This is a genomic window from Rhodanobacter sp. Soil_C_14, from assembly GCF_057657335.1.
In genome coordinates this window covers 33,878-46,161 of the sequence record NZ_JBDGIQ010000002.1, presented here as the reverse complement: position 1 = coordinate 46,161, position 12,284 = coordinate 33,878, and the positions used below count along the sequence as shown (strand labels likewise).

The following is a 12,284-nucleotide window of genomic DNA, read 5'->3' as shown; positions in this document are numbered from 1 at the left end:
GCCTGCGGGGGAAGGTGCCCGAAGGGCGGATGGGGGGGAAGCTCTTCCCCCAAACCCCGATCAGTCGTCCAGTTCCGACCAGCGCGCATAGGCCGCGTCGAGTTCCGCCTGCACCGCCACCAGGGCCTCGTTGGCCTTGACGATGGCGGCGCTGTCCTGCTGGAAGAACGCGGGCTCGTTCATCGCGGCGGTGCGCGTGGCGATGTCGGTTTCCAGTTGCTCGATGCGCTTGGGCAACTGTTCCAGCTCGTGCTGTTCCTTGAAGCTGCGCTTGCGCTTCGCCACTGGCGGTGCGGCTGGGGCCGGGGCAGGGGACTTGCCGGTTGCGGTGGTGCCGCGCGGAGCCGGCCGCTGGCGCAGCCAGTCGCTGTAGCCGCCCACGTATTCGCCGATCTGGCCCTCGCCCTCCAGCACCAGGGTGCTGGACACCACGTTGTCGAGGAAGGCGCGGTCATGCGAGACCAGCAGCAGGGTGCCCTGGTAGTCGGTCAGCAACTCTTCCAGCAGTTCGAGTGTTTCCACGTCGAGGTCGTTGGTCGGTTCGTCCATCACCAGCAGGTTGGACGGCTGGGCGAACAGCTTGGCCAGCAGCAGGCGATTGCGTTCGCCGCCGGACAGGCGGGTGATCGGCGCGCGGGCGCGTTCGGGCGAGAACAGGAAATCCTGCAGGTAGCCGATGATGTGCTTGCGTTGGCCATTGAGTTCGATGAACTCGCGGCCCTCGGCCACGTTGTCCAGCGCGTTGAGCGAGTCGTTGAGCTGCAGCCGGTGCTGGTCGAAGTAGGCGATCTGGATGGACGTGCCCAGCTCGGCGCTGCCGCGCAGTGGCGTCAGTTCCCCCAGCATGATCTTCAGCAGGGTGCTCTTGCCGGCGCCGTTGGGGCCGATGATGCCGATGCGGTCGCCGCGCAGGATGGTGGTCGACAGGTCGTCGATCAGCACGCGGCCATCGTAGGCCTGGTGCACGTGCTTGAGGTCGATCACCTTCTTGCCGGAAGACTGCGCGTTGGCGGCGGTCATCTTCACGTTGCCGCCGAGGTTGCGCCGCTCGGCGCGCTCGTTGCGCAGCGCCTTCAGCGCGCGCACGCGGCCCTCGTTGCGGGTGCGCCGGGCCTTGATGCCCTGGCGAATCCACACTTCCTCCTGCGCCAGCTTCTTGTCGAACAGCGCGTTAGCCTGCGCCTCGGCGTGCAGGCGCTCCTCGCGGCGGCGCAGGTAGTTGTCGTAGTCGCCCGGCCAGTCGGTGAGCTGGCCGCGGTCGATCTCGACGATGCGCGTCGCCAGCGCGCGCAGGAAGCTGCGGTCATGGGTGACGAAGATGATGCTGCCGGCGAACTGCTTGAGGAAGCTCTCCAGCCAGCCGATCGCCTCGATGTCCAGGTGGTTGGTCGGCTCGTCCAGCAGCAGCACGTCGGGCTTGCGCACCAGGGCCTGGGCCAGCAGCACGCGGCGCTTCATGCCGCCGGAAAGGGCGGCGAAGTCGGTCTCGCCGGGCAGTTCCAGCTGGGTGATCACGTCGCTGACGCGGCGGTCGAGATCCCAGCCGTGCTGCGCCTCGATCTCGTGTTGCACGTCGCCCAGCGCGTCGAAGTCGCCGGTGTCGAGCAGGTGGTGATAACGCGCCAGCAGCCGACCCAGGTCACCCAGGCCCTCGGCGACCACGTCGAACACGCTGCCTTCGGTGCCGTGCGGCACCTCCTGCGCCATCCGCGCCACCACGATGCCGTTCTGCACGCGCACCTCGCCGTCGTCGGCATGCAGCTCGCCGGCGATCAGCTTCATCAGGGTGGATTTGCCTTCGCCGTTGCGACCGACGATGCAGACCCGCTCGTTCGCCTCGATCGACAGATCGACGTGTTCGAGCAGGAGTGGGCCGCCGATGCTGAAGTCGACGCGTTGCAATTGGATAAGAGACATCCGCCCATTGTAGCGGTAGCCGCGTCCTTGCTTGCGTCGGGATGGCCCCAAAAAGAAACGGGCCGCACTGGGCGGCCCGTTTCATGTCGCTGGAGGATGTCGCTTACTTCAGCTTCGCATCCTTGCGCAGCGCCTCGGCGCGGTCGGTCTTTTCCCACGAGAACGAGGTGAACTTGTTGCCGTTGGCGTCGACCAGGTCGCGCGGAGTGCGCCCGAAGTGGCCGTAGCTGGCGGTCTGCTGGTACATCGGGTGGATCAGGTCGAGCATCTGCAGGATGCCGAACGGACGCAGGTCGAAGTGCTTGCGGATCAGCTTCTCGATCTTCTCGTCGCTGATCTTGCCGGTGCCGAAGGTGGTGACCGAGATCGAGGTGGGATGCGCCACGCCGATCGCGTAGCTCACCTGCACTTCGCAGCGGTCGGCGATGCCGGCGGCCACGATGTTCTTGGCCACGTAGCGCGCGGCGTAGGCGGCCGAACGGTCGACCTTGGACGGGTCCTTGCCCGAGAACGCGCCGCCACCGTGACGGGCCCAGCCGCCGTAGGTGTCCACGATGATCTTGCGGCCGGTCAGGCCGCAGTCGCCCACCGGCCCGCCGATCACGAACTTTCCGGTCGGGTTGATGTGGAACTTGGTGCCCTTGTGCAGCAGCTTGGCCGGCAGCACCGGCTTGAGGATTTCCTCGCGCACGGCCTCGATCAGGTCCTTCTGCTTGACGCTCGGGTCATGCTGGGTCGACAGCACCACGGCGTCGATCGCGGTGGCGATGCCGTTCTCGTAGCGCAGGGTGACCTGGCTCTTGGCATCCGGGCGCAGCCACGGCAGCGGCGAATTCTTCTTCTTGCGCACCTTGGCCTGCTGCTCGACCAGGCGGTGCGAGTAGTAGATCGCGGCGGGCATGAAGTCCTTCGTTTCATTGGTCGCGTAGCCGAACATCAGGCCCTGGTCGCCCGCGCCCTGTTCTTCCGGCTTCTTGCGGTCCACGCCCTGGTTGATGTCGGGCGACTGCTTGCCGATCAGGTTGATCACGCCGCAGGTGGCGCCGTCGAAGCCGACGTCGCTGGAGTCGTAGCCGATGTCCAGGATCACCTTGCGGGTGATCGCTTCCAGGTCGATCCACGCATCGGTGGTGATCTCGCCGGCGACGATCGCCACGCCGGTCTTGACCATGGTTTCGCAGGCCACGCGGGCGCGCGGGTCCTGCGCGACGATCGCGTCGAGGACGGCGTCGGAGATCTGGTCGGCGACCTTGTCCGGATGGCCTTCGGAGACCGATTCGGAGGTGAACAGGTAGTTGGACATCGCGGTTTATATCCCTTTGTTCGGATAGAAAGATAAATGAAGTCGGGCATGATACATCCCCGCTCCGGGTTTTGCAGCTTGCGCCGATTTCCGTCCCTGCGGGGTTAGGCGCGTGTTCAGCCGTCTGGACGGCTGCGCGTTCAGGCGGCCAGCCGGTCGCCGGCGGCAAGCGCCGCGAAATAATCGCGGGTCAGCCGCAACTGCTCGTGGACTGTTTCCGCCCGGTTGACCACCTGCCGGAACGCGGCGTTCTCCGGACGGTCCTTCGCGTACCAGCCCAGGTGCTTGCGCGCGATGCGCACGCCGGCCTGTTCGCCATAGAACGCGTACAACTGCTCGAGGTGGCCGAGCAGGATGGTGCCGACTTCGGCCGGCTCCGGCTCGGCCAGCAATTCGCCGGTGGCGAGGTAGTGGGCGACCTCGCGGAAGATCCATGGCCGTCCCTGGGCACCGCGGCCGATCATCAGCGCGTCGGCGCCGGTGACGTCCAGCACGTGCCTGGCCTGCTGCGGAGTGTTGACGTCGCCGTTGGCCAGCACCGGAATGCGCACGGCGGCCTTCACCGCGGCAATGGTGGCGTACTCGGCCTCGCCCTCGTACTTGTCCGCGCGGGTGCGCCCGTGCACGGCCAGCGCGGCGATGCCGTTGTCCTGGGCGATGCGGGCGATGTTCAGCGCGTTGCGGTTCTGCCGATCCCAGCCGGTGCGGATCTTCAGCGTCACCGGCACCTCGACGGCGTCGACCACTGCCTTGACGATGCGCGCCACCAGCGGCTCGTCCTGCAGCAGGGCGGAGCCCGACCACACGTTGCACACCTTCTTGGCCGGGCAGCCCATGTTGATGTCGATGATCTGCGCGCCGTTGGCCACGTTGAAGCGCGCCGCTTCGGCCAGCATCGCCGGGTCGTAGCCGGCGATCTGCACGCTGACCGGTTCGGGTTCGCCCTCGTGGTCCATCCGCTGCAGCGACTTGCGCGTATGCCACAGCCGCGGGTCGGCATTGGTCATCTCCGACACGGCCAGCCCCGCGCCCAGCCGCTTGCACAGCAGCCGGAACGGCTTGTCGGTGACGCCGGCCATCGGGGCCAGCACCACGGGCGGGTCGATCAGGTAGGGGCCGATGCGCATCGGCGCATTGTAGCGGCCCGCGGCTGCCGCGACGCGGCGATCAGTGCGTGGGCACCGCCCGCTGCGCGGCCCCGCGGTCGTGCCGGTGCTTGAACAGCGGCACGAACAGCAGCGCCATCACCAGCGAATAGCCGGCGAAGGCCAGCCAGATGCCGGGCCAGTCCTTGCAGATCGCCACGGTGTCGTCGCACTGGTGGTTGGTGAAGAAGTGGTCGATCACGAAGCCGGCGATCAGACTCCCCAGCACCGCGCCGATGCCGTTGGTCATCAGCATGAACAGGCCCTGGGCGCTGGCGCGGATCTTCGGGTCGGCCTGGCTTTCCACGAACAGGGAGCCCGAGATGTTGAAGAAGTCGAAGGCCATGCCGTAGATGATGCACGAGAGCACGATCATCCACAGTCCGCCGGCTGGGTCGCCGAACGCGAACAGGCCGAAGCGCAGCACCCAGGCCAGCATGCTCATCGTCATCACCGCCTTGATGCCGAAGCGCTTCAGGAAGAACGGGATGGTCAGGATGAACGCGGTTTCGGAGAACTGCGAGATGGAGATGATGATGGTGGAGTACTTCACCGCCAGCAGGTTGGCGTACTCAGGCACCTTGACGAAGTCGCTCAAGAAAGCGTCGCCATAGGCGTTGGTCAGCTGCAGCGCCGCGCCCAGCAGCATGGCGAAGATGAAGAACACCGCCATGTTGCGGTTCTTGAACAGGGTGAACGAGGTCAGCCCCAGCCGGTCGGCGAGGCCGCGGCCTTCCTCGGCGCGCAGCCGCGGCGGGCACTTGGGCAGGGTGAACGCATACAGGCCCAGCAGCAGCGAGGCGGCCGCGGCCACGTGGAACTGCGCGGGTGACGCCTTGAAACCGAGCAGGCTGGTGGTCCAGGTGGCGGCGATGAAGCCGATCGTGCCCCACACGCGGATCGGCGGGTAGGTGTTCACCACATCCAGGCCGTCCTGCTTGAGCGCGTTGTAGGTCACCGTGATCGCCAGCGAGATGGTCGGCATGTAGAAACACATGTTCAACAGCATCACCCAGAACATCTGCTCCGGGCCCTGCACGTGCGGGATCGAGAACAGCACCGCGGCACCGCAGATCTGCAGGATGCCGTAGAGGCGTTCGGCGTTGATCCACTTGTCGGCCACGATGCCGACCAGCGAGGGCATGAACAGCGAGGCGATGCCCATGGTCGAGAAGATCGCGCCGAAGCTGGTGCCCGACCAGTGCTGGGTCTGGAACCACCAGGTGCCGATGGTCAGCAGCCACGCGCCCCAGATGTAGTACTGGAAGAAATTGAGTACGGTGAGACGGAGCTTGAGGCTCATGAACGAGGATTCCCCTGCAAGGCCGGGGTCGGCCCCGTGGCCACAATGTTGTAGCGGGGCAGGTTAGACGACGCCGGCGCCGGGCGGCAAGGTGCAATGCGGCAGCTCGTTCCGGCAGCTCACCCCGGCACGGCCAGCACATCGGCCACGCGCTGGCGCAGCACCGGCAGCAACTCGGTCTCGAACCACGGGTTGTGCATCACCCACGGCCGGTTGCGCGGACTCGGGTGCGGCAGCGGCAGCACGCCGCGCGCCAGGTGGGTGCGCCAGTTGCGCACGGTATCGGTGAGCGTGGCGTCGCGCGCGTCGCCGAGCATGCCGACCTGGGCGTACTGACCGATGGCCAGGGTCAGTTGCACGCCGGTGAGCAGCGAAAACAGGCGCGGATGCCAGATCGCGGCGCACGCCGGTCGCGGCGGCAGGTCGCCGCTCTTGCCCTTGCCCGGGAAACAGAAATCCATCGGCACGATCGCCACGCGATCGGCGTCGTAGAACGTGGCGCGATCGATCTGCAGCCAGTCGCGCAGGCGCTCGCCGCTGACGTCGTCGAACGGAATGCCGCTTTCCTCCACCTTGCGCCCTGGCGCCTGGCTGACGATCAGCAAGCGCGATCGGGTCGACGCCTGCAGCACCGGCCGCCGCCCCGGCGGCTGCTGCATCGCGCAGGTGTGCCCGCAGCGGATCTCCGCCAACAAGGCATCCATGTCGCGCTGTTGCTGCATCGGGCCCAGCTTTCTTTTCTTCTCCATTCCCTATTCCCTATTCCCGGCCCTCAAACCACCTTGCCCGGATTGAGGATGCCATCCGGATCGAATGCGGCCTTGACCGAGCGCATCAGCGCGATGGTCGACTCGCCCAGCGCCAGCGGCAGGTAGTCGCGCTTCACCACGCCGATGCCGTGCTCGCCCGACAGTGTGCCGCCCAGCGCGATCACCAGGGCGAACAGTTCGGGCAGCACGGCGTAGCCGCGTTCGATCTCGTCCACGTCGCGCGGCAGCAGGTTCACGTGCAGGTTGCCGTTGCCGGCGTGGCCGAAGCACACCAGCGGCACCGCGTGCCTGGCGGCCAGCGCCTGCGCGCCGGCGACCAGTTCGGGCAGGCGGCTCACCGGCACCACCACGTCCTCGTTGATCTTGTGCTCGGTCACCGCGTGCTGGGCGAACGAGAGCGCCTTGCGCGCGGCCCACAATGCGGCGTTCTCGCCGGCGTCGGCCGCGACGTCCAGTGCGATCAGGCCTTCGCCGCGCGCCGCGCGTGCCACCGCGTCCTGGGCAAAGCCCACGGTCTCCGACGTGCCGTCGACCTCGATCAGCAGCAGCGCTCCCGCTTCGGGCACGTCGGCATCCGGTGCGTGGTCGCGGGCCAGCTTGAGCGCCAGCGCATCCATGAACTCCAGCGCCGCGGGCGTCACCGGTTGCGCCATGATGCGCGCCACCGCCTGCGCCGCGCTGGCCGTGTCGCGATAGGTGGCACGCAGCGAGCGCACGGCAGCGGGCCGGGGGGTGAGTTTCAGCGTCGCCTCGGTGATCAGTGCCAGCGTGCCTTCCGAGCCGACCAGCAGGCGGGTCAGGTCGTAGCCGGTGGAATCCTTGGTGGTGTGCGTGCCGGCGACGAAACCCGCGCCGGTGCCGGCCACCGCGCGCAGGCCCAGCACGTTGTCGCGGGTGGCGCCGTACTTCAGAGCGCGCGGTCCGCCCGCGTTGCAGGCGAGGTTGCCGCCTATCGTGCACCAAGGTGCCGAGCCGGGATCGGGCGCCCAGAAGAATCCGTGCGGCGCCAGCGCCTGCTGCAGGGCCTCGTTGGTGACGCCCGGCTCGACCACCGCGAGGCGATCGTCCGGCGCGATGCGCACGATGCGGTCCATGCGCTGGAAATTCGCCACCACGCCACCGGCCAGCGGCACCGAGGCGCCGGTGGAACTGGTGCCTCCGCCGCGCGCGGTGAGCGGCACGCGATGTTCGCGGCAGGCGCGCACCAGCGACTCCACTTGGGCGTGCGTGGCGGGATGGACCACGACGTCGGGTCGATGCGCGTGGCGCGAGTGGTCACGCGCCGCGAGACGCAAGGCGTCGTCGCCGCTGTCCAGTGCGTCGCCGGGAAAGATCGTGCGCAGGCTGTCGAGCAGGGAAGCGGGCAGGGTCATGCCGCGATTATCGCACCGGGCGGGGTTCAGCCCGCCTCGAATGCACCACGCAACCATTGCCGCTGCAGCGCTTCCAGCGGGCCGTCGTAGCTGACCACGTCGAAACGGCAGGCCGCCCGCGCATGTTGCGGGTGCGCGGCCAGCCAGTGCTGTGCCGCGAGTATCAGCTTGCCCTGCTTGGCGGCGGTGACCGAGGTGGCGGCGTCGCCGTGGCTGGCGCTCTTGCGGTAGCGCACCTCGACGAAGACCACGGTGCCGCCGTCACGCATCACCAGGTCCAGCTCGCCGTGGCGCGTGGTGTAGTTGCGCGCCAGCAGTTTCAGGCCGGCGCGTTCGAGCTCGCCGCAGGCGCGTTGCTCGAAGTCGTCGCCGGCCGCGCGCATCAGCGCGATTCGGGCTGGAAGGTTCCGCTGGACGACGGACTCGCCGGCACCGGCTCGGCGTTGGCGGGCGGCGCGGTCGATGGCATGTCGTCCATCTGCAGGCTGCCGCCCAGCGGGCGCGCCAGGCCATCCTGGAAGCGCGCCCATATCAGCACGCGGCGCACGCGGCCGAACTGGTCGGCGGCGAGCTGACCGCTGGCGCCTGGCAGGTAGCTGCCCGGATGGGCGCGCATCCATTCGATGTAGGGCACCAGGTTCCAGGCATCCATGCCGAAGGCGAACAGCCGCGCCGCGCCGCCCCGGGCCGCGGGCAGGCGCGTGGCGATGTCGTCGTGGCTGGGCAGTCCCGGCTGGGCGTCGAACAGCCAGGGTGCGTCGCAGAATTCCAGGCCGTCCAGGTCGCGATTCGCGGCGGAGTCGTCGCTGCCTTCATAGACGTGCGAGGTGCCGAATACCGGCAGGCCGACCCGGGCGATGTGCAACTGCGGCAACAGCAGCCGCGCCTGTTGCGGGCGCATGCTGATGAAGATGCCGCTGTCCACCACCACCGGATTGTCCGGCTGCGCCGTGCTGGCGCTGGCTGCGGGCTCGGCGGTGGCCGGTGCCGTCGGCAGTCGCATCCCGGCAATGACATCGGCGTAGCTGGTGACTCCGGGCGGCAGGGTGATCGAACCCAGCAACTCGCCGCCGCGCGCCGTCAGCTCCGCCTTGAACGCGCTGGCCGCACGCTGGGCAAAGTCGTCGACCGAGACCATCACGTAAGCCTTGCGGATGCCCCGTTCGATCATGTGATCGGCGGCCTGCGCGCCCTCGGTCTCCGGCAGCAGGCCGAATTCGCTGGTGTCACCGGCGGGCAGTTGCTTGTCGTCAGGATGATTCAGGGCCAGCAGCGGAACCGGCAGCTGCGCCTGGCCGAACACGGCGGCGACTTCAGTGCGGGTCAGCGGGCCGACGACCAGCCGCGCGCCGTCACTGACGGCCTGCTGATACGCCTTGAGTGCGCCGTCGGCGGTGCCCTGGCTGTCGTAGACCCGTACCGAGGGGCGCGGCGCGTGATTGCGGCCGGCATCGAGATAGGCCGCGAAGAAACCTTCGCGGATCGCCGTGCTGGCGGCGGCGTAATTGCCGTCGTTGGGCAACAGCAAGGCCACCTGGGTGGGCACCTTGTAGCCCTCGCGCACGTTGGCGTCGGCGCCGGGCAGCAAGGTACCGACCGGTTGCTGGAGGTCGGGGGTCGGCTGCGCCACGGTGACGCCGAGCTGGCTGAGCGCCTCGTTCACCCACGGCAGCATGCGGTCGCCGCGCTGCATGCCGGCGGCGCGCTGCTTCAGCGAATCGACGCCGACCTGGCCCAGCAGGGCGAGGATCTGCTGGCGATTCTGGCCGTGGTCGAAACCGCTGAGCTGTCCGTCCAGCTCCACGCGGGTTCGCGCGGCACCCCACCGGTCGCCGCTGGCGGCCATCGCGCGGGCGCGGAATTCCAGCAGGCGCGGCTGCAGCGCCGCCGGGACGGCGACCCGGGGTTGCGTGGTCAGCCGCAGCGCGGTGGCGGCATCGTGCTGGTCCAGTGCCAGTTCGGCGCGCAGCAGGTCCAGCCGTACCGGTTCATCACCGGCAAGGTTCTGCCGCTTGATGCTGGCGAGCACGGGTGCGGCGCGCTGGAGCTGGCCTTCCTCGCGCCATGCCTCGGCGGCGTACAGGCGATAGCTGTCGGCGTGTCCGCGCGATTGCCCGGCCAGCGCGAGCCATGCCTGCGCGGCCTGGTCGAACTGGCCCTGCGTGGCCAGTGCGGCGGCACTCTGCGCCGCGGCAAGCTCCGCCGGCGAGCGTGGTGCATTGCTGGGCACGCAGGCGGCCAGCAACAGCGAAAACAGCAAGGCAGTCGCGGCGACGCGCGAGTGGCGCATGAAGCGCATGGGAAATCCCTTGGTCGTCATGGTCGTCAATGCGCGATCATAACGGATTGGATTGTCGCCCCGTGGTGCAGGAGTTTGCAGATGTCATCGGTTCAGTCAGGGTGTTTGTGGGTGGTGGCCACGCCCATCGGTCATCGCGACGATTTTTCAGCACGGGCGATCGCCACCTTGCGCGCGGTGGCGGTGATCGCAGCGGAAGACACCCGCCACAGCCGCCCGCTGCTGGTTCACCACAATATAGATACGCCGCTGCTCGCACTGCATGACCACAACGAGCGCGATGCCGTGGATGCGATCGTGCGTCGGATGCAGGGCGGCGATTCGGTCGCGTTGATCTCGGATGCGGGCACGCCGCTGATCAGCGACCCGGGCTTCCGGCTGGTCCGCGCCGCGCGTGCCGCAGGCATCCGCTGCATTCCGGTGCCGGGCGCGTGCGCGGCGATCGCGGCCCTGTCGGTGGCCGGCCTGCCCAGTGACCGTTTCGTGTTCGAAGGTTTCCTGCCGCCGAAGGCGGCGGCGCGGCGCAGTCGCCTGCAGGAACTGGCCGGCGATCCGCGCACGCTGATCTTCTACGAGTCGTCGCACCGCGTCGCCGAAAGCCTGGCCGACATGCGCGACGTGTTCGGCGCCGATCGCGAGGCCGTGCTGGCGCGCGAGCTGACCAAGATGTTCGAAACCGTGCTGGGCGAGCCGCTGGCGGGGTTGGCGGCGCGGGTCGTCAGCGATCCGGACCAGCAGCGCGGCGAGCACGTGATCCTGGTGGCCGGTCGCGGCGAGGAAGCCGACGCGAAGCTGGCTGAGGGCCGGCGCGTGTTCGCTATCCTGCGCGAGGAGTTGCCGCCGGCGAAGGCGGCGAAGCTGGCGGCGGCGATCAGCGGGGCGCCGCGCAAATCTCTCTACGAGAGCGAGAAGTGAGTGGAGAGGAGTGAGGTAGGGGCAAACACGCAGGCAGCGGCTTCTCTCTCGTTTCTCACTCCTCTTCACTCACTCCTGTATCCTTTCCCGTGGAGTCGGCCGGACAGTCGCGTCGCGCGCAAGCGCATCGAGGAAAGTCCGGGCTCCGCAGGGCAGAGTGCCAGGTAACTCCTGGGCAGCGTGAGCTGACGGCCAGTGCAACAGAGAGCAGACCGCCGATGGCCCGCAAGGGCACAGGTAAGGGTGAAAGGGTGCGGTAAGAGCGCACCGCGTACGGGGCCAACGTCGTACGGCACGGTAAACCCCACTCGGAGCAAGACCAAATAGGGGGACGATAACGCGGCCCGCGTTGTTCCCGGGTAGGTTGCTGGAGCCAGGCGGCGACGCCTGGCCGAGAGGAATGACTGTCGCGTCGCAAGACGTACAGAACCCGGCTTACAGGCCGACTCCACCTCTTCGTGCATGCCATCGCCACCTCGACGCCTTCGTCGGGGTGGCGATGGCACGCCCATGTGAACGGAAATTCAGTCCGCGGGCGCCAAATGGCGTGATTTCGCGTGGATTTCACCCTATTCCGGCCCAAAGCAGCGCGGGTCTGATTGCAAAAAATTCCCTGCTTTCAAACACCTTGCCGGTGTTCCTGAGAATATGCTGCATGTACGGTCAGGATTTTGCCTTTACTCATTGATTCACAAGCGAAATTGCCTTGACAGTCTCAGGGGGCGAGATTATCGTGGGCTCCAGTGTGAAATTGTGGGTTTTCGTGGAGTCTGCTGATCGTGTTCCAGGGCGAAACCGCCATCACCATCGACGACAAGGGTCGCCTGACCATCCCGACAGCGTATCGGGAGCAGGTGGCGGGCGAGTGCGCCAATCGCCTGGTGATTACCTACAACCCGTTCGAGGCGGGCAGCCTGTGGCTGTTTCCGCATGCGGAGTGGGAAAAGGTGCGCGATCAGGTGAACGCCCTGTCCAAGGTCAAGGCGGCTCACCGCGACATGCAGATGAAGCTGGTCGGTGCCGCCGCCGTGGTCGAGCCCGATGGCGCGGCGCGCGTCCTGTTGCCGGCCAGCCAGCGGGCCACCACCGGCATCGAGAAAAAGGCGGTGCTGCTGGGCATGGGCAACAAGTTCGAGCTGTGGAGCGAACAGGCCCACCTGGCCAAGATCCGCCAGAGCATCGGCGAAGACGACATCACCAACGAAATGGCCGAACTGCGCCTGTAAACGGCGCGGCGACACACGTGGGACGGGAGCGGG

10 protein-coding genes and 1 other RNA gene are annotated in these 12,284 nt (G+C 67.7%); 3 read left to right on the top strand and 8 right to left on the bottom strand.

What is annotated here, in order from left to right; translation table 11 throughout:
* Nucleotides 1-60 precede the first annotated feature (60 nt).
* The 8 genes from AC3A56_RS05795 to AC3A56_RS05760 all read right to left on the bottom strand — a co-directional run bounded on the left by AC3A56_RS05795 (nt 61) and on the right by AC3A56_RS05760 (nt 10,110).
* Complete coding sequence (locus AC3A56_RS05795) at nt 61-1,917, bottom strand: ATP-binding cassette domain-containing protein (RefSeq protein ID WP_487769655.1); 1,857 nt, start codon at nt 1,915-1,917, stop codon at nt 61-63.
* 103 nt (nt 1,918-2,020) lie between these two features.
* Nucleotides 2,021-3,220, bottom strand: a complete 1,200-nt coding sequence (gene metK / locus AC3A56_RS05790; RefSeq protein WP_056716855.1) for a methionine adenosyltransferase — start codon at nt 3,218-3,220, stop codon at nt 2,021-2,023.
* Nucleotides 3,221-3,360: 140 nt separating this feature from the next.
* Nucleotides 3,361-4,347, bottom strand: coding sequence for a tRNA dihydrouridine synthase DusB (gene dusB / locus AC3A56_RS05785; RefSeq protein ID WP_040673506.1), 987 nt, complete (start codon nt 4,345-4,347; stop codon nt 3,361-3,363).
* 40 nt (nt 4,348-4,387) lie between these two features.
* Entirely contained in the window at nt 4,388-5,668 is a 1,281-nt protein-coding gene (locus tag AC3A56_RS05780) for a nucleoside permease (protein WP_204110591.1), read from the bottom strand.
* A 119-nt stretch (nt 5,669-5,787) separates the two neighbouring features.
* Complete coding sequence (locus AC3A56_RS05775) at nt 5,788-6,417, bottom strand: uracil-DNA glycosylase family protein (protein WP_487769654.1); 630 nt, start codon at nt 6,415-6,417, stop codon at nt 5,788-5,790.
* A 23-nt stretch (nt 6,418-6,440) separates the two neighbouring features.
* Nucleotides 6,441-7,811, bottom strand: coding sequence for an FAD-binding oxidoreductase (locus tag AC3A56_RS05770; protein ID WP_487769653.1), 1,371 nt, complete (start codon nt 7,809-7,811; stop codon nt 6,441-6,443).
* A gap of 26 nt (nt 7,812-7,837) precedes the next feature.
* Nucleotides 7,838-8,194 (bottom strand): YraN family protein, encoded by a 357-nt coding sequence (locus AC3A56_RS05765; protein ID WP_056763908.1) that lies wholly within the window; start codon nt 8,192-8,194, stop codon nt 7,838-7,840.
* Nucleotides 8,194-10,110: a penicillin-binding protein activator gene (locus AC3A56_RS05760; protein WP_487769652.1), complete on the bottom strand. Its 1,917-nt coding sequence runs from the start codon at nt 10,108-10,110 to the stop codon at nt 8,194-8,196. Before AC3A56_RS05760 ends, AC3A56_RS05765 begins: the two co-directional genes overlap by 1 nt.
* 81 nt (nt 10,111-10,191) lie before the next feature.
* Between AC3A56_RS05760 and rsmI the strand changes: the two genes are divergently transcribed.
* The 3 genes from rsmI to mraZ all read left to right on the top strand — a co-directional run bounded on the left by rsmI (nt 10,192) and on the right by mraZ (nt 12,251).
* A complete protein-coding gene (gene rsmI / locus AC3A56_RS05755; protein ID WP_487769651.1) occupies nt 10,192-11,025 on the top strand; it encodes a 16S rRNA (cytidine(1402)-2'-O)-methyltransferase in 834 nt (277 codons plus the stop codon).
* Between the two features lie 91 nt (nt 11,026-11,116).
* An RNA gene (gene rnpB, locus AC3A56_RS05750) (RNase P RNA component class A) lies at nt 11,117-11,479 on the top strand.
* Nucleotides 11,480-11,804: 325 nt separating this feature from the next.
* On the top strand, nt 11,805-12,251 hold the full coding sequence (gene mraZ, locus AC3A56_RS05745; protein WP_056716844.1) for a division/cell wall cluster transcriptional repressor MraZ: 447 nt from the start codon (nt 11,805-11,807) through the stop codon (nt 12,249-12,251).
* Nucleotides 12,252-12,284 lie beyond the last annotated feature (33 nt).

What these genes read in the sequence shown, in the direction of transcription:
- AC3A56_RS05775 (WP_487769654.1), bottom strand. Translation starts at nt 6,417, where the DNA reads ATGGAGAAGAAAAGAAAGCTGGGCCCGATGCAGCAACAGCGCGACATG.
- metK (WP_056716855.1), bottom strand. Translation starts at nt 3,220, where the DNA reads ATGTCCAACTACCTGTTCACCTCCGAATCGGTCTCCGAAGGCCATCCG.
- AC3A56_RS05760 (WP_487769652.1), bottom strand. Translation starts at nt 10,110, where the DNA reads ATGCGCTTCATGCGCCACTCGCGCGTCGCCGCGACTGCCTTGCTGTTT.
- rsmI (WP_487769651.1), top strand. Translation starts at nt 10,192, where the DNA reads ATGTCATCGGTTCAGTCAGGGTGTTTGTGGGTGGTGGCCACGCCCATC.
- AC3A56_RS05795 (WP_487769655.1), bottom strand. Translation starts at nt 1,917, where the DNA reads ATGTCTCTTATCCAATTGCAACGCGTCGACTTCAGCATCGGCGGCCCA.
- dusB (WP_040673506.1), bottom strand. Translation starts at nt 4,347, where the DNA reads ATGCGCATCGGCCCCTACCTGATCGACCCGCCCGTGGTGCTGGCCCCG.
- AC3A56_RS05780 (WP_204110591.1), bottom strand. Translation starts at nt 5,668, where the DNA reads ATGAGCCTCAAGCTCCGTCTCACCGTACTCAATTTCTTCCAGTACTAC.
- AC3A56_RS05770 (WP_487769653.1), bottom strand. Translation starts at nt 7,811, where the DNA reads ATGACCCTGCCCGCTTCCCTGCTCGACAGCCTGCGCACGATCTTTCCC.
- AC3A56_RS05765 (WP_056763908.1), bottom strand. Translation starts at nt 8,194, where the DNA reads ATGCGCGCGGCCGGCGACGACTTCGAGCAACGCGCCTGCGGCGAGCTC.